The organism is Nostoc sp. FACHB-280, assembly GCF_014697615.1.
In the GTDB taxonomy this organism is placed as follows: Bacteria; Cyanobacteriota; Cyanobacteriia; order Cyanobacteriales; family Nostocaceae; genus Nostoc_B.
In genome coordinates, this window is record NZ_JACJSD010000081.1 from 1 (window position 1) to 14,994 (window position 14,994).

The 14,994-nt window shown below is 40.3% G+C and carries 19 protein-coding genes and 1 pseudogene; 12 read left to right on the forward strand and 8 right to left on the reverse strand.

Annotated elements, in window-relative coordinates:
- Nucleotides 1-137: 137 nt before the first annotated feature.
- Nucleotides 138-596: pseudogene (locus tag H6G75_RS33995) on the forward strand (hypothetical protein); the annotation flags it as partial.
- A 63-nt stretch (nucleotides 597-659) separates the two neighbouring features.
- On the opposite strand, the gene H6G75_RS31225 reads toward H6G75_RS33995, so the two are convergent.
- The 5 genes from H6G75_RS31225 to H6G75_RS31245 all read right to left on the reverse strand — a co-directional run bounded on the left by H6G75_RS31225 (nucleotide 660) and on the right by H6G75_RS31245 (nucleotide 4,385).
- Nucleotides 660-1,829, reverse strand: coding sequence for a pyridoxal phosphate-dependent aminotransferase (locus H6G75_RS31225; protein ID WP_190983758.1), 1,170 nt, complete (start codon nucleotides 1,827-1,829; stop codon nucleotides 660-662).
- 55 nt (nucleotides 1,830-1,884) lie between these two features.
- Nucleotides 1,885-2,220 (reverse strand): hypothetical protein, encoded by a 336-nt coding sequence (locus H6G75_RS31230; RefSeq protein WP_190983759.1) that lies wholly within the window; start codon nucleotides 2,218-2,220, stop codon nucleotides 1,885-1,887.
- Between the two features lie 276 nt (nucleotides 2,221-2,496).
- The gene (frr, locus tag H6G75_RS31235; RefSeq protein ID WP_062297011.1) at nucleotides 2,497-3,045 is read right to left on the reverse strand and encodes a ribosome recycling factor; all 549 of its coding nucleotides are present in this window, start codon (nucleotides 3,043-3,045) and stop codon (nucleotides 2,497-2,499) included.
- Nucleotides 3,032-3,760, reverse strand: coding sequence for a UMP kinase (gene pyrH / locus H6G75_RS31240; RefSeq protein WP_062297013.1), 729 nt, complete (start codon nucleotides 3,758-3,760; stop codon nucleotides 3,032-3,034). Before pyrH ends, frr begins: the two co-directional genes overlap by 14 nt.
- A gap of 70 nt (nucleotides 3,761-3,830) precedes the next feature.
- Nucleotides 3,831-4,385, reverse strand: a complete 555-nt coding sequence (locus H6G75_RS31245; protein ID WP_190983760.1) for a thioredoxin family protein — start codon at nucleotides 4,383-4,385, stop codon at nucleotides 3,831-3,833.
- A 404-nt stretch (nucleotides 4,386-4,789) separates the two neighbouring features.
- Here H6G75_RS31245 and H6G75_RS31250 point away from each other — a divergent pair, with 404 nt between their 5' ends.
- The 11 genes from H6G75_RS31250 (at nucleotide 4,790) to H6G75_RS31300 (ending at nucleotide 11,840) form a co-directional block, all read left to right on the forward strand.
- A complete protein-coding gene (locus H6G75_RS31250) occupies nucleotides 4,790-5,695 on the forward strand; it encodes an alpha/beta fold hydrolase (RefSeq protein WP_190983761.1) in 906 nt (301 codons plus the stop codon).
- Between the two features lie 55 nt (nucleotides 5,696-5,750).
- Complete coding sequence (locus tag H6G75_RS31255; protein ID WP_190983762.1) at nucleotides 5,751-6,023, forward strand: hypothetical protein; 273 nt, start codon at nucleotides 5,751-5,753, stop codon at nucleotides 6,021-6,023.
- A complete protein-coding gene (locus H6G75_RS31260; protein ID WP_190983763.1) occupies nucleotides 6,020-6,397 on the forward strand; it encodes a clan AA aspartic protease in 378 nt (125 codons plus the stop codon). Before H6G75_RS31255 ends, H6G75_RS31260 begins: the two co-directional genes overlap by 4 nt.
- 129 nt (nucleotides 6,398-6,526) lie before the next feature.
- Nucleotides 6,527-6,793, forward strand: a complete 267-nt coding sequence (locus tag H6G75_RS31265; protein WP_190983764.1) for a hypothetical protein — start codon at nucleotides 6,527-6,529, stop codon at nucleotides 6,791-6,793.
- Nucleotides 6,794-7,002: 209 nt separating this feature from the next.
- Nucleotides 7,003-7,434 (forward strand): GFA family protein, encoded by a 432-nt coding sequence (locus H6G75_RS31270; RefSeq protein ID WP_190983765.1) that lies wholly within the window; start codon nucleotides 7,003-7,005, stop codon nucleotides 7,432-7,434.
- A gap of 183 nt (nucleotides 7,435-7,617) precedes the next feature.
- Nucleotides 7,618-7,890 (forward strand): hypothetical protein, encoded by a 273-nt coding sequence (locus H6G75_RS31275; RefSeq protein ID WP_190983766.1) that lies wholly within the window; start codon nucleotides 7,618-7,620, stop codon nucleotides 7,888-7,890.
- Between the two features lie 512 nt (nucleotides 7,891-8,402).
- Nucleotides 8,403-8,765 carry a hypothetical protein gene (locus H6G75_RS31280; RefSeq protein ID WP_190983767.1) on the forward strand — a complete coding sequence of 121 codons (363 nt, stop codon included), beginning with the start codon at nucleotides 8,403-8,405 and terminating at the stop codon, nucleotides 8,763-8,765.
- Between the two features lie 281 nt (nucleotides 8,766-9,046).
- Nucleotides 9,047-9,985 (forward strand): GIY-YIG nuclease family protein, encoded by a 939-nt coding sequence (locus tag H6G75_RS31285; protein ID WP_190983768.1) that lies wholly within the window; start codon nucleotides 9,047-9,049, stop codon nucleotides 9,983-9,985.
- Between the two features lie 223 nt (nucleotides 9,986-10,208).
- Nucleotides 10,209-10,649, forward strand: coding sequence for a DoxX family protein (locus tag H6G75_RS31290; protein WP_190983769.1), 441 nt, complete (start codon nucleotides 10,209-10,211; stop codon nucleotides 10,647-10,649).
- 12 nt (nucleotides 10,650-10,661) lie between these two features.
- Complete coding sequence (locus H6G75_RS31295; protein WP_190983770.1) at nucleotides 10,662-11,156, forward strand: ureidoglycolate lyase; 495 nt, start codon at nucleotides 10,662-10,664, stop codon at nucleotides 11,154-11,156.
- A 48-nt stretch (nucleotides 11,157-11,204) separates the two neighbouring features.
- Nucleotides 11,205-11,840: a hypothetical protein gene (locus H6G75_RS31300; RefSeq protein ID WP_190983771.1), complete on the forward strand. Its 636-nt coding sequence runs from the start codon at nucleotides 11,205-11,207 to the stop codon at nucleotides 11,838-11,840.
- 19 nt (nucleotides 11,841-11,859) lie between these two features.
- On the opposite strand, the gene H6G75_RS31305 is transcribed toward H6G75_RS31300, so the two are convergent.
- From H6G75_RS31305 to H6G75_RS31315, 3 genes are all read right to left on the reverse strand, one after another.
- Nucleotides 11,860-12,873 (reverse strand): carboxylesterase, encoded by a 1,014-nt coding sequence (locus H6G75_RS31305; protein WP_190983772.1) that lies wholly within the window; start codon nucleotides 12,871-12,873, stop codon nucleotides 11,860-11,862.
- A 114-nt stretch (nucleotides 12,874-12,987) separates the two neighbouring features.
- Nucleotides 12,988-14,553 (reverse strand): cytochrome P450, encoded by a 1,566-nt coding sequence (locus H6G75_RS31310; protein WP_190983773.1) that lies wholly within the window; start codon nucleotides 14,551-14,553, stop codon nucleotides 12,988-12,990.
- A gap of 171 nt (nucleotides 14,554-14,724) precedes the next feature.
- On the reverse strand, nucleotides 14,725-14,892 hold the full coding sequence (locus H6G75_RS31315) for a hypothetical protein (protein WP_190983774.1): 168 nt from the start codon (nucleotides 14,890-14,892) through the stop codon (nucleotides 14,725-14,727).
- Nucleotides 14,893-14,994 lie beyond the last annotated feature (102 nt).

Here is a 14,994-nt window from a genome sequence, read left to right on the forward strand (position 1 = left end):
TCTATAAATTCTTGTAGTTCTATGATCGCGGCTTGTAGATGCTGACTTATCATTGTTCGCTGTTAGACAGATATCTTTCTCCGTATTATCTCGCAGTTTTTTTCAGAAATCAAATATGATTCCTATATTCTTATGGTTGTTTGGTAGCTTATGAAATTGCTAAACAACTAGAAGCTCTTGGGAAAAAAGTATCTATTTTAATAATCATAGATTTTCCTGCCTACGACCATAGATTGTATTACTGTGCGAATAAACTTTTTCCAGCTATTCGGCAGATAAGAAAGTTCTTTCACAAGAATTACGAATATTTATGGTCAAATAAAAAAAGGAACTTATCTTTACCTATGAATACTTACAAACAGCTTTATATTAGCCAACAAGATTACTCTGGGAAGGTTCACCTTTTTTTATCTAGTGAATTTGTATGTTTATCACATAAACTATTACGCTTTCTTTTTCCTCGATGTGGGTGGAAAAAGAAAAAAATAGCACAAATTTATCATCTACCAGGTAATCACTTCAGTTTGCTCCAAGAACCTCATGTGCAGGTTTTAGCAAATCGATTAACTTTGTTGTTTGACAAGAGAAATTCCTAACTTTAGGAGTCAGAAAAGAGAAAATTTGTTTAGTCTTTGCGCCTTTGCGGCTTTGCGTGAGAATTAAATAATATTCTGTAAACCATTAACTAATCTTTCTATTCCTGCTTTGGCTGTATTTTTTTGTAACGCACCATAAGCAACACGCAAATAGCAGCCATTGTCCATCCCAAAGGTTGTCCCAGGAATCACCGCAACTTTGTGTTCTTGAATTAATCTTTTCACCAACTCAAACGCATTGATATGAGTATGGACTTTTAAAAAGAAATAAAACGCACCATCAGCTTGGGCAATAGTACATAAACCTTGGAGATGATTCAGCGAGTCTATCACTAACTGACGTACTTGAGCGATCACACCAATATTTTCCTTCAAATACTCATCTTTTGCTTGCAATGCGCCTAATGCTGCATACTGGGAAACCACAGGCGGACAAATCAAAATTGTATCTTGAACTTTTTTGACAGCCACAAGTAAATGTTTGGGAATTACCATGTAGCCAATGCGCCAACTAGCAAAGCCATAAGCTTTAGAAAGGCTGTAAAGAGAAATTGTATGATTGCTACTGCCTGCAAATGCCCCTGGTGAAATATGTTTGACACCGTTGTAGGTAAAATATTCGTAAGCTTCATCGCTGATGTGGTAGATATGGCGATCGCTACAAATTTGATTTACTTGCCGTAATGCAGCTTCAGAATAGACAACCCCTGTGGGATTATTCGGGGAAATTGTCACAATTGCCTTTGTTTTTGGCGTAATTGCTGCGGCTAAGGCTTCTGGACGCAATTGGTAATTTTCATCTGTTTCTACCAACACCACACGACAACCCGCCATTGTAATAGCCATTTCATGGTTGAAATAATATGGCGTATTCAGAATAATTTCATCCCCAGGGGAAGTAATTGCCAAAATAGCGTTCATAAACGCCATATTACTGCCGGCTGTTACTACAACACAGTTTTCAGCAGTAATTTCAATGCCGTTAAAAGTTGACAATTTTGCTGTTAATGCAGTTAATAAAGGCGGAATTCCTTCCACTGCTTGATAGAGATTATTTCTCGCTTCCCCTAAAAACTTCGGTAAAAGTTCAATTGCTTCTGGTGGTGGACTGTAGGAGACTACACCCTGTCCGAGAGAAATGGTTCCCGGAGAATTTTTAATCAGTTCCCCAACCACAGGAATTATCGGCGACTGAACCGCCAGCATCCGAGTAATCAATTTGTCATCAGTCATTTGTGACTTCCTATCACCCCATCTCTCTCATCTTGACAGGTGTAGGTTCTTAAAGTTAATAGGTTTTGGAAAAACCAGGATAATGGACAAGGCGTTTATGGAAAATCAGCACCGCAATATTAACTACCAAACAAGTAATTGCGAGAGATAACAATATATAGGTAGGAGCCAGCACGACACCAACTACAAACCAACTATATACGTGCAGTACCATCACAACAGCAAAAATAATTGCAATTCCTACAACTAGTTGCAATTGAGATATTGGTCTACGTAATGCCATCAAGATGATGGTTAATAATGTGGCAATTAAGTTAGCTGGTACAAGAAAGGCACAAATACCAACACAGTTAACACGGGAAAATTCAGCTAAGGTATGAAAATCAAGCATGTATAGTTATTCAGTTTAGTATTAGCATTTTAAATAAACAAATTAAACATATTTTTATCTATTTCAACTAACACTAACATCAAGCTGAAGTAAATGCTCCGCCAATGTAACATAAATTAAACTATACAAAATCTGATTAATTCTTAAGAAGTTTTTCTTGCTTAGATCCCCGACTTCTTTGACTCGACCGGGGATCTGAGCTTCTCGATTTCTCTAAATCAAGTTAAATAAAACCAAAGTATGAATTATCAATTTATAGAATTCACACTTCACACTTTAGACAGTTGTGATGTCTTTTTCTTTTTCTGCTAACAATTCATTGATTTTAGCCGTGTATTTGTCTGTGAGTTTTTGCAGTTTATCTTGCTGGTCTTTGGCTTCATCCTCAGAAATTTCTGAGGCTTTTTCCTGCTTCCGAATTGAATCGATCGCATCACGGCGGATGTTCCGAATAGCAACACGACCTTCTTCAGCATATTTTGCAGCAATTTTAACCAATTCTTTACGGCGATCGCTGGTTAACGGCGGAATATTTAGCCGAATCACAGAACCATCGTTACTGGGTGTTAAACCCACATCCGAAAGGGAAATTGCCTTCTCAACAGTGTTCAAACTGCTTTTATCGTAAGGCTGAATCAGAATTGTTGTGGCATCTGGCGTGCTAATATTCGCCAGCGATTTTAAGGGTGTTGGTGAACCGTAATAATCCACCGTCACTTTATCTAATAAACTGGCATTGGCGCGACCAGTGCGAATTGTATTAAATGCCCGTTGAGTTGCCTCAACAGTTTTTTGCATTGTACTCTCAGCTTCAGCTAATTTCACAAGAACCTCCCACAAGGGTGCCGATTGATTCTCCCATGACTGCCCGGCGGATATTACCTCGCACCGTTAAGTCAAATACCAGAATTGGGATGTTGTTTTCTTTACACAAGGCAATCGCCGTACTATCCATTACCCGCAAATCATGCGTCAAAACGTGTGCGTATGTCAGGCTAGTAAAACGTTTGGCATTAGGATGTATTTGGGGGTCAGCATCATATATTCCATCTACTTTGGTGGCTTTAAAAATCGCTTCTGCATCAATTTCTGCGGCTCTCAATGCCGCAGCCGTGTCAGTGGTAAAGAAGGGATTTCCAGAACCAGCGCCAAAAATTACCACCCGCCCTTTTTCAAGATGACGGATGGCGCGACGACGAATATAAGGTTCTGCTAACTCTTGCATGGCGATCGCAGTTTGTACGCGCGTCTGTACACCTATTCGTTCTAGCGAATCTTGTAGCGTCATGGCATTCATTACCGTGGCAATCATACCGATGTAGTCAGCCGTTGCCCTATCCATCCCCGCCGATGCCGCTTTTACGCCACGAAAAATATTGCCGCCGCCAACGACTATGGCGATTTGAACGCCAGTGGCTATCACCTCTGCTACTTCTTGTGCTATTTCTTTGACCACTTCTGGATCAATACCATAGCCCATGTTGCCCATTAAGGCTTCACCGCTTAGTTTGAGTAAAACCCGTCGGTAATTCGTTCCCATGAAGTTACGCTTTATCGAAAAAGTTGCAATTGCCTCCAATTTAAGATAGCAGCACAATGACTATATATGTCTAGTTGCGCCAAATCAATGTAGTTCCTGCCGGCTCTGTTTCTTGGGGGTTAATTGCTTGATTTTTAAATAAAGCGGCGATCGCATTTCGCAAATAATCTTCTCTAAAAGATGATGGTGCTTGCGGATCACTGTCAATCTGCCCTTTATAACGCACCATCCCATGACTATCGATTAAAAAAGCCATCGGAGTTTTAATCGCGCCAAAACTCCGGGTAACATCTTGAGTGGAATCCCACAGGTAAGGAAAATTTAGACGGTGACGTTCGGCAAAAGCTTTCATCATCTCAAAGCTTTCTGTCGGGTAATTATGAGTATCACAGCCGTTCATCCCAATCAGGGTAAAGCCACTAGGGGCAAATTCCCTTTGAATTTTTTTGAGCTTGTCTAAATAGAGACTGACATAAGGACAGTAGTTGCACATAAAAACAACGCCAACCGCCTGAAATTTGTCTAAATAACGGCTGAGGTGATGCACTTTTTCGTCAATTCCAGGCAGTTCAAAATCCGGGGCATAACCCCCAACAGGAGTATAAATTGTTTCTAGTATTGTCATCTTCGTGAACCAGAAGGAACTAGGAACAAAAGTCTAGGTGAAATTTAGCGTCATTTTTCTGGCAGCCAACCACCTGATGCCGATGCTCGATACCAAATGATTGTAGAGATCAACCGAGAAACCGTAAATTGTAAAACTACTGAATATAAAACCGTTAGTAAAAATGTTACAGGATAGATATTGGTGAGTAATTGTCACAACTCAGATTCATCAAAACTTTGACTCAATTCCAAATAAATTTAATTCAGCCTTTATACTTATTTTAAAGTAAAGATAGTTACTATTTTATCTTGGTTTTTATTTTTCTAATTGTAAAATCTTTACAAGTCACTTCTACAATTTAAGATAAATCACCAAAATCATTACGAAATATTAAAATTAGTAAATAAAAATACAGATTTTTTATGAAGACTTCGACAACTGCTTTTACCGCAAAAACTTGGACATGGCAGGGCTTCCCAATTTGCTACCAAACTCAAGGCACAACCGGGCCTGCCGTTATTTTAGTGCATGGCTTTGGCGCTTCTGGATGGCATTGGCGTAAAAACATACCAGTACTAGCCCAAACTTGTCGAGTTTATGCCATAGATTTGCTTGGCTTCGGTGCTTCTGCCAAACCTCAACCGGGTGAAAAAATTGCCTACACCTTAGAAATGTGGGGACAGCAAGTAGCAGACTTTTGTCGGGAAGTGGTAGGTGAACCAGCTTTTTTAGTGGGAAATTCCATTGGCTGTATTGTAGCGATGCAAGCCGCAGTCAGTTCCCCAGATATTGCTTTGGGAGTAGCATTAATTAACTGTTCATTGCGATTATTACACGATCGCAAACGCGAAACTTTACCTTGGACTCGGCGTGTAGGTGCGCCAATTTTACAAAGGGTACTATCTATTAAACCAATTGGGCAATTCTTTTTTAATCAAGTCGCCAAACCCAAAACAGTGCGAAAAATCTTGCTGCAAGCTTACATCAATGCAGAGACAGTCACAGATGAACTAGTCGATATTCTCACCGCACCAGCCAAAGATCCTGGTGCTGTAGCTGTGTTTTTGGCATTTACCTCATACTCCACAGGGCCATTACCAGAAGACTTACTTCCACAACTACCTTGTCCAGCAATTATTTTATGGGGAACCGCCGACCCTTGGGAACCAATACATTTAGGTCGAGAGTTAGCTAACTACCCGTCAGTACAGAAATTCATTCCCTTAGAAGGAGTAGGACATTGCCCCCAAGATGAAGCACCAGAGTTAGTCAACCCGATTTTACAAGATTGGATAGGGGAGCGATCGCAGATTTTAAAATCCAACTAACAGGCGATCAGCATCAGCTTACAATAAAGCCATAGACAAAACCAAAACTGGAACGATGACAGTACGACAACCCCGCTACAGCAAAGAGGAATTTGCCCAACGAGGTGATTATATCTATGAAACTCAGATAAAACCTCAACTTGAGGCTGGGAATGACGGCAAAATTGTAGCGATTGATATCGAAACTGGTGACTTTGAAATTGACAAGAGTGAAATTGTAGCTTGCGATCGCCTGGAAACCCGTCACCCAGATGCTCAAATTTGGATAGTTCGTATTGGCTCTCGTCACGTTCGTCGGTTTGGCGGACGGACTCGGAGAACTGCATGATTACTGGAGTAGTCAATGCAGAATTTGAACCAATTATTCCACTTTCAATTCGTCGCTTTGATGGCAGAGTTTTTACGAAAGATGCGATCGTAGACACAGGTTTCAATGGTTGGCTGTCGTTGCCTCCAGATGCGATCGCTGAGTTAAACTTGAAATGGAAAAGACGAGGAAGAGCAATTCTTGGAGATGGCAGCGAGTGTGTTTTCAACGTTTACGAAGCTGTTGTAGTCTGGGATAGTACCTTACTAACAATCCCAGTAGACGAAGCTGATTCAGAACCGCTTGTTGGAATGTCATTGATGGAAGGCTATCAGCTAACGATGCAGATTTTTGAAGGCGGTAGTGTCAAACTTCGCAATGTCAATACGTTCTAACAATGCCGTTGAACACAGACTGTACAGAGTCTGTTCGTCGAGCCAGAGAAATTACTAGCGGCGGGTGAAGGTACTCTGCCTTTCCGGGAAAGCTATAATTTTCTCAAGGCTAGAGAGGTACAAGGGGTTATGTCCGATCTGGAGCAAATCGAAGCGGCAATCCTTTCGTTGCCATCAAGTGAGTTTGAGAAATTAAGGCTGTGGTTTCTTGATTTAGACTACGAACGCTGGGATGAGCAGATAGAACAAGACATCGAAGATGGTAAATTAGAGGCGCTTGCTCAAGAAGCGATCACTGAGTTTGATGCAGGGCATTTGACTTTTACAGGATTGGATAGGGGAGCGATCGTTACGAATTGGAGTAGGGAGCGATCGCAAATTTTAAAACCCAACTAACAGGTGATCGGTATAAGCGTAGCCAGAAAGTAGCTTGTTTGTATTCAGTATCAAGAACTTAAAAACTATTAGTCAGGCTCCACTTAAATTATCTGTAAGGCGGTCTGTTTAAGTCTTTTCAGTTTGAATTAAATGAATTAAATAGAGTTAACCTGTATAGGGTATTCGAGCTTACGAAGTCTTTGATAACAGAAGGAGAAAGTTTTTCAATGGGAACGAGTTTTACTAGTGGTTGTATGTGCGGAGGTATCCGCTACGAATGTTCAGCAGAACCCCTTGGGATGGGACTGTGTCACTGTAGGGATTGCCAGCGAGGAACTGGTAGTGCATTTGCTGCTGCGCTAATTGTGCCTCGCAGTTCTTTGACTATTACTGGAGAAGTAAAATATTACGGTGTGACGGGTGACAGTGGTAACTTGGTTAACCGTGGTTTTTGTCCTCATTGTGGCTCTCGATTGTTTGGTTTACCTGCAAATCCGGATATTATTAGCATTCAAGCAGGGAGCCTAGATGATCCAAGCTGGTTCAAACCCCAAGCGGAAATTTATGTTGCTAGTGCCCAACCTTGGGATTGCCTGAACCCCGATTTGCCTAAGTTTGCCAAGCTTCCGCCAGCTAACATTGTTGTCGCAGCAGACTGAATCAAGCTGCTGATTCTTGTTTAAAGGCTATTTGCAGCTGCTAAACAGCAACTTTAGTCAATGGAATTTGAGAGGATGGAAGCAGAAAGCGATCGCACATTTTAAAATCCAGCTAACAGGGGATTTTTTGTAAGGTATTATGGAGGGGTTCAAAGAGTTAACGTAACGACTTAGAACCAGCGTATGCAAGCCATTCTTTTAAGCCGCGAAGAAGTTGCGCGTCGGGCAAAGCAACTGTACGAGAGTGGAATCTGTCAAAAAGTCGAAACTGACGAAAACATCGGTAAGATGGTCATCATCGACATTGAAACAGGGGATTATGAAGTTGATAAAACTGGGTTGCAAGCATCCCGGAACCTCAGCAAGAAACACCCAAACGCCGGACTCTTTGGTATTCGCATTGGCTACAACGTTGCTGTCTCATTTGGTGGGGTCATGGAACGAGTTCACAAGTGATTACTGGAATTGTGACAGATAGACACGCCACTGTCGCACTTACCTTTTTGCTTCGGAACGGTTCAAGCATACCGATTGAGTTTGTCATCGATACAGGTTTCACCGGGGAACTCTGTCTTCCTTCGGAAGCGGTTTCATTGATGGGTTTAACATTTAGGCACGATACGTCTGCAAATTTGGCAGATAACACTGAAGTGTTGCTTCCAATTTATGAGGCAACTATCCTTTGAAATGGTGAAGAACGAGAAGTCCTTGTCATAGCTACAGGAAGACGACCTTTGCTTGGAACTGCTTTGCTGGATGAGCAGGAACTTGTGATTCAGTTTACAGAGGGCGGGTTGGTGACGATTGATGAATTGTAAATACTGTATTTGTTCAAGCAATTCCTTCACAAAATAATGAAAAAATAAACCACCAAAGGCGCTAAGACACGAAGTTAATAGAGTTTGAGAGAGTTATTTCGTAAGCCTTAAAATAATTAGATTCTCTATTTAAGCTGAGTGATTAAGATTATGCACGGAGTTAGTCAAGAAGAGCTAGAGACACTATATGGGCAAGTTGCCTTAAATTTTTCATTAGCTCTTCTGAATCATCAATATGAAAAAGCTCATTCTTATTTAGGATCTGCAATTTGTGATGAATGGCCTCCCTCTCTCCTTAAAGAGACTTATGAAGGAATGGTTGACTATTTTGAAATACCTGCAAGTGCAATGTCTATAGATTCAGTCGAAACAGATTTACCAGATAATGACTCAGATAGTGCTATGGTTTACGTCTCAGTTATTGGAAAAGGAAATACTGAAGCTGTGATAGTAGTCGTTGCAAATGAATCTGGCAATTATTTGATTCAAAAACTAGAATGGGGACGACCTTAAATCAATTTAAATCTAACAAATCCATGCAAGGGATGTTTGATTCAATCTGCTAGTTGAGTTTCTCTAAATTCTGTCTCAACCCTGACGGACACCTTTAGTCAATGGAATTTTACAAGATTGGATAGGGGAGCGATCGCAAGCTTTAAAATCCAACTAACAGGCGATCGGTATCAGATGAGACTCTAATTTTATCTTTATTCGGAAGATAAGTTGGAAGAATAGTTAGACCTTGCTATCTTTGGGGAAGTATATGAAAAACTCCTCTATATAAAACTTTGCCTATGTCTGGACGATCAATTCGCATTTTTCTTGTAGATGGAACGGCTACAGGAATTATGACAGCTGAGATCATGAATTGGACGGGAAAAATAATTGTATCTCCTAGGTCTCAGCTAGTTAGCCTAGCCCAGCGTAACGAAACTAAGCGGACAGGCATATATGTGTTGGTCGGAGAAGATCCCAGCAGCCCAATCAAAGATAAGGTGTATATCGGAGAAAGCGATAACGTTTTGAAACGTTTAACGCAGCATAATAGCAATCCTGCCAAAGATTTTTGGAGTCGTACAGTGATTGTTATTAGCAAAGATGAGAATTTGACAAAGGCTCATGTACGGTACTTAGAGAGCCGATTAATTGAAATTACTGCACAGGCTAGTCAAGCAACTTTAGAAAATGGTACATCGCCTGAAACTCCGAGTTTGCCAGAGCCAGACGTTGCAGATATGGAGTATTTTCTTGAACAATTGTTGACCCTTTTACCAGTACTCAATTTTCCTTTTGCAACTTCTGTTCCTACCATTTCAACAAGCTTGTCAACCCAAGCAAACGAGACAGTTCCAACGGTTTTGCAACCTATTTCGCCAATTTTTACAGCCAGTAGTTCTGACTATAATGCAAAAGCTCAAGAACTAGACGGGCAGTTCGTAATATTGAAAGGTTCAACAATTAAAAAAGAAACTAAAAATTCCCTTGGAGCAACATATAGAGATATAAGGGAGCAATTGACTAAAGATGGAACACTGGTAGAAACAACAGACGGGGTAGGTTTTCAGCTTACAGCAGATGTTTCAGTTTCTAGTCCAAGTGGTGCCGCTAGCATAATCACTGGAACATCGGTTAATGGTAGAGAGTTTTGGAAGGTGGAGGGTACTAGCCAAACTTATAATCAGTGGGATCAAGAACGTATTTCCAAATTTGCGACTATGACAAGTGATGAGTAATGCTATGTTTTGGTTTTACGTTGTTGTTTTATTGCCACAAGGTCTAACAATTCGGGTGTAGCGAATTGAGGTACGATCTCAGACTCTAAATCTAACTAATCGAAACCAATCTCCTTATCCTCTCTGCGCCTCTGCGTGATGTTTCTTACCATTGATTGAAGACAAATTCACCTTAGATCAGCAAACTGAAGTGGTAAGCGCAAAGACAAAATCAGGCGAAACCATGAACAGACGTAAGGAACTCTTTCGTGTCATCTTGGCAATATCAATCATCATCGTCGGTATTACACATTTTGCACTACCGCAACCTTACGTCAAAATCATGCCGCCACAACTACCCTATCCTTTAGAATTAGTTTATCTCAGTGGCTTTTATGAGATTTTAGGTGGTATTGGGTTATTAGTTCCACCTGTGAGTCAAGCAGCAGCTTGGGGACTAGTACTGCTATTTATTGCTGTTTTCCCTGCTAATATCAACATGGCAGTTAATCATATTAAAATTGAAACCATACCATACTCAGATTCCCCTTGGGTTCAAGCAATTAGATTGCCATTACAAGCAGTGTTAATCGCTTGGGCTTGGTGGTATACAAGACCTTCAGATAAAGAAATTCAAGCTTCGTTAATTCCTAAATCACTCATTCCTAAAGAATTAGACTGGTAATTTATTAATACTATGAGTACATCACAAACAGTCCAACAATTAAAAGCAGAATTAATTACCCCCGAAAATTTTCAGCGTTATGGACAGGTAATTTCTGCTAGTAAAGATGGTAAAGCTTTTGATGCGGAAGATGCTCAATTAAATCTGCAAAATGGCACTCCAAGATTTTATATTATGCGTTTAGAAAAGCGCGGACGTAAATTTAATAAAATTACTCGTCATGTAAAATGTACTCAATGTTTAGGTTCCTTGGAAGGCAAAGATTGGTTCATTGCCGTATGTCCTCCCCACAATGAATTAGATGAACCAGTGTTAGCAGAAATAGCTGCTTTTCGGATTCCAGGAAATTGTTTTATTAAATTAAACGAGGGAACTTGGCACGCTGGCCCTTATTTTGATCATGAAGTTGTGGATTTTTATAATTTAGAACTGGCTGATACAAATGTGGTAGATCATTTCACCCATGATTTTCGCCAAAGTCATCAGTTAGAGTTTGAGATGGTGTAAATAATTTATCCGCGTCCATCCGCGTCCATCTGCGGTTAATTAACAACTATGACTACACCACACCGTCCCTCAATTCTAAAGCCAGATGAAACTTATACTTTTCGCAAATACTTTGATTTAAAATTTGCCCCAGCAGATATTCTGCGTGAGTTAGGAGCAAGTTTAACCAAAGCTCCAATTAACTTCCCAATAAATACACAAGCAATCACTCGGTTAGCCAGCCTTCAAGAACGATTGGAGGAAGCAATAACTCGTGTTAGTTTGACAAGTGAAGCTGCAAGACGGGAAGTTTTAATTGCTCCCATTTTATTAGAAGTTGCACATATTACTGAAGCATTAATTAACATTGAGTACACTATAGAAATTAACCAATATCTGCGCGGTGATTTAGATTATTACTTGCAATCTCAACATCAAATATTAGTAGTTGAAGCAAAACAAGCAGATTTGACAAGAGGATTTACACAACTCGCTGTTGAGTTAATCGCGCTAGATTCATGGGTAGAATCTAATGAACCTGTATTATATGGTGCAGTGACAACAGGAGATATTTGGCAGTTTGGTAGCTTTCAAAGAGTTAGTCGGGTTGTAACTCAAGACCTAATGCTTTATCGAGTCCCGACTGATTTGGAAATATTAATGCAAATTCTAGTAGGAATTTTGTCAAAAACTAATAATGATTAAACACATCCTACTTTCTCATCTATGCTTGGGATGGGTTGATGCACTTGAGGCGATCGCAACCCAAATTTTCAGTCATCATAGCAGAGAACTGTAGGGACGCTCGACTATCAAGGTGCAGTTCGCGTTGGATTTGTTCGTAAGTCTCACCTTGGGCGATACGGTTGGCTATTTGCTGAAACTCTACCCAAGTTAAATCACTGTTTACAAAAGCTTTAGCCAGGGTAATCACCAGTTCTTCGTAATCATTATCTTCCAGCTTGGTCATCATCCGATGTTCAATGTGCAGTGAATCATCAAAGCAGTAATACCAAGATTTGGGCTGGTGCTTAACAAGCATTTTAAACAATTCTCGCTGCTGAGAGCGGTTAACAGCGCGATCGCCTTCACTACAAACCATCAACACAGGCGCAGCAACTTTATGTTGAGCCTGTTCTAAAATCTTCTCACCTAATTCTAAAAAGATTCGTAAGGCTGGAATGCGAAAACCTTTATAGCCAAAATTCCCTGGTGCATCTTTGTTGAACCATTCAAAGTAAATTGGCAAAATCTTGATTAGCTGATCAAATAATGAATTACTGCTTCCCAAAAAAGGCGTGAACAATAAAGCACGTTCAATTTCCTGAGGATGTTCTAACGCTAACCAAGCGGCTAAGGTTCCACCTGTTGATAAACCACCAACTACAACTTTTTCACCTAATGTTTGCGAAATCTGCAACCACTCCAGGACAAATTTTTGATAAGTTTTAATGTCTGTTGGGAGTGGTGGTGGTGTTTGACTGTTCCACTCACCAGCCAGTCCGTGACCAGGTTGTCGAGGAATTAAAACGTTATATCCTTTCTGGAATAAAGCTTTACCCAGTGGTTCAAATTGGTAGGGTGCGGCTGTGAAGCCATGTAAAAAAAGACAAACTTTCGATGTGGAGTGGGGATGAACCAAAAATCTAGAACGACAAGCTTCGTTTTTTAGCCCTTTGGACTCTGACTGACGAATTTGTTCCAAGAAATCTGCTGTATTTTGAATACTCACTGTCATTTAGTTGTTTATCTTTCTTCTGCATGGATGGGTATATTGTCTGAAATTGTTCAGCTTGGCGAATCTAGCAGATGATATATAGCAGAAGGCAGAAGAATTTTAAACTTTAGGTAATTAACTGGGCAAATTTCGCAACTGAAAGCGCACTGGCATTTTATCAGCCGGATAAATTAACAAGTTTTGCTGTAATTCTTCCACACAAGAACGACCTTTGACTAATTCCCAATCGAAGTTGCGGAGCAGTAATGCTAACATCATTGTTCCTTCCAGCATTGATAAATGCTCACCCAAGCAACGATGCAGGCCTGAGCCAAAATTTATCATGGGTAGAGAACTAGTTTCTTTACTGTTGTCTAACCAACGTTCTGGCAAAAATTCCTCTGGATGAGGATAAAATTCTGGATCTCTGCCAGCAGCTAGTACTGACCAAGAGATTCTAGTACCGCGAGGAATTACTTGACCTTCAATGACAGTACCCCGATGAGCTTCTAATGATGTTGAGCCAGAGGAGACTGCATAAAGGCGCAAAGTTTCTTTGAGAATGGCGCGAACATAAGCTAATTCTTTGAAGCTTTCTAAATTAATGCCGCCAAATTTCTGCCACACTTGATCAACGATGTTTCGTGCTTGCTGAAACACATTGGGATTTAAACTTAACTCAGCAACTGCAAAAGATAAAGTATGGGCTGTTGTATCTGTTCCAGCTATTAAAAATTCTACTGATTCCGCTATTAATGTTTCACGATTGTATTGTGGTTCTTTGGCGGCAATTTTGACTAACATTGATTCCCGAAACAAAGGACTTACATTTGGTAAATCTGTTTGGTTTGCTTCTCGCATCTGTAAAGCTAAGTCTACACGGGGAGTGAGGAATTCCTCTAAATATCGTCTTGTTGCCCAATAATCGCGGGAATTTTGAGTTGGCAAATATTTCATCCAGATTTTCTCGCCTGTAGCTTGCCTCAGGAAGCGATAGCCAACAACAGACATTGCGTCATACACTTTGGTAACGTCGAGGGGTGGACCTTCTTGACTAGTACTGTTTCTATCTACAGGAATGCCCAGTACTAGACAAGAAATCACTCTCATGGTGAGTTCGACAAATAAAGGATCTACTGGAATTTCTTTTGGTGGTGTGGCTTCCTTGATTGTTTCAATTACTTGTTCACAAGCTTGACTGATAATTTCTACATATTTCGAGAGATTGCTAGAACTGAATTCTGGGTTCCAAGTTTTGCGTCGCCATTGCCACTCAGCCCCGGTTTCGCCGATCATAATGGGGCTTGTAATATCATTCCAAGCTTGGCGCAATCGCGTAGCTCTAATTAAGCTACCATCTTTCATTCCATTGATAATGGTATCTTCAATAACTTTCGGTTTACTTAATATAACGACAGGGGTACTACCATTCCACATCACATACATTGGGCCTAGCTGTTGACTCCAAACAAACAATTGCCAAAATAATTTCTTCTGTTTTACTGCTGCTAATATTTGGGGAATATTTCCTAATAACCAATGTTTAGGCGGTGAAGGCAGTGATTCTAGGGGTTTATATATGTTTTTTTGTTTCCACCTGCGCCACCCAATTGTTCCCACTACACTAGTAAAACCAAGGGCTGTAGCGAGATAGGGAAATGTTTCAGCATAAGCAATTTGAGCAGTAATATCTTGAAACATGAGTCCGCCTTTGTCTACCAAAAAGTTCAAATTACCCAGATACTACCTTATTGTTTTCCATTTCTGTCTCTGCAAAATCTATTTCTGTGACTTCATCTATAGAAAAGGCGATCGCAAAAATCACAAATGCGATCGCACAATCTATTTCTGCAAATTTCGATGAAATTGATATTACTTGATTTCCAGTAAAGCGATCGCTTGTTCTAGATAATTCTTGGCATGATAGCGATTGAGTAATTGTTCCTGATCATATCTGGCCGGATATGCCATTCGCCTACCTTCCATTGAAATTCTAAGTAATGCTATCTGTTCTAATACCAAGTCTAAATGAGCGTGCATAGAACTGTAGAATAAAGAACATGGAAGAAAAAGACTCATGAGGAAGCAATGGCACGCCCTTTCAATCTAGAAGTTCAAGAAAGTGCTGAGTATTTGTCAAAA

Bases quoted from the DNA above. Each gene is read 5' to 3' on its own strand.
- H6G75_RS31225 (WP_190983758.1), bottom strand. From the start codon at position 1,829: ATGACTGATGACAAATTGATTACTCGGATGCTGGCGGTTCAGTCGCCG.
- H6G75_RS31230 (WP_190983759.1), bottom strand. From the start codon at position 2,220: ATGCTTGATTTTCATACCTTAGCTGAATTTTCCCGTGTTAACTGTGTT.
- pyrH (WP_062297013.1), bottom strand. From the start codon at position 3,760: ATGGGAACGAATTACCGACGGGTTTTACTCAAACTAAGCGGTGAAGCC.
- H6G75_RS31245 (WP_190983760.1), bottom strand. From the start codon at position 4,385: ATGACAATACTAGAAACAATTTATACTCCTGTTGGGGGTTATGCCCCG.
- H6G75_RS31250 (WP_190983761.1), top strand. From the start codon at position 4,790: ATGAAGACTTCGACAACTGCTTTTACCGCAAAAACTTGGACATGGCAG.
- H6G75_RS31255 (WP_190983762.1), top strand. From the start codon at position 5,751: ATGACAGTACGACAACCCCGCTACAGCAAAGAGGAATTTGCCCAACGA.
- H6G75_RS31260 (WP_190983763.1), top strand. From the start codon at position 6,020: ATGATTACTGGAGTAGTCAATGCAGAATTTGAACCAATTATTCCACTT.
- H6G75_RS31265 (WP_190983764.1), top strand. From the start codon at position 6,527: ATGTCCGATCTGGAGCAAATCGAAGCGGCAATCCTTTCGTTGCCATCA.
- H6G75_RS31270 (WP_190983765.1), top strand. From the start codon at position 7,003: ATGGGAACGAGTTTTACTAGTGGTTGTATGTGCGGAGGTATCCGCTAC.
- H6G75_RS31275 (WP_190983766.1), top strand. From the start codon at position 7,618: ATGCAAGCCATTCTTTTAAGCCGCGAAGAAGTTGCGCGTCGGGCAAAG.
- H6G75_RS31280 (WP_190983767.1), top strand. From the start codon at position 8,403: ATGCACGGAGTTAGTCAAGAAGAGCTAGAGACACTATATGGGCAAGTT.
- H6G75_RS31285 (WP_190983768.1), top strand. From the start codon at position 9,047: ATGTCTGGACGATCAATTCGCATTTTTCTTGTAGATGGAACGGCTACA.
- H6G75_RS31290 (WP_190983769.1), top strand. From the start codon at position 10,209: ATGAACAGACGTAAGGAACTCTTTCGTGTCATCTTGGCAATATCAATC.
- H6G75_RS31295 (WP_190983770.1), top strand. From the start codon at position 10,662: ATGAGTACATCACAAACAGTCCAACAATTAAAAGCAGAATTAATTACC.
- H6G75_RS31300 (WP_190983771.1), top strand. From the start codon at position 11,205: ATGACTACACCACACCGTCCCTCAATTCTAAAGCCAGATGAAACTTAT.
- H6G75_RS31305 (WP_190983772.1), bottom strand. From the start codon at position 12,873: ATGACAGTGAGTATTCAAAATACAGCAGATTTCTTGGAACAAATTCGT.
- H6G75_RS31310 (WP_190983773.1), bottom strand. From the start codon at position 14,553: ATGTTTCAAGATATTACTGCTCAAATTGCTTATGCTGAAACATTTCCC.
- H6G75_RS31315 (WP_190983774.1), bottom strand. From the start codon at position 14,892: ATGCACGCTCATTTAGACTTGGTATTAGAACAGATAGCATTACTTAGA.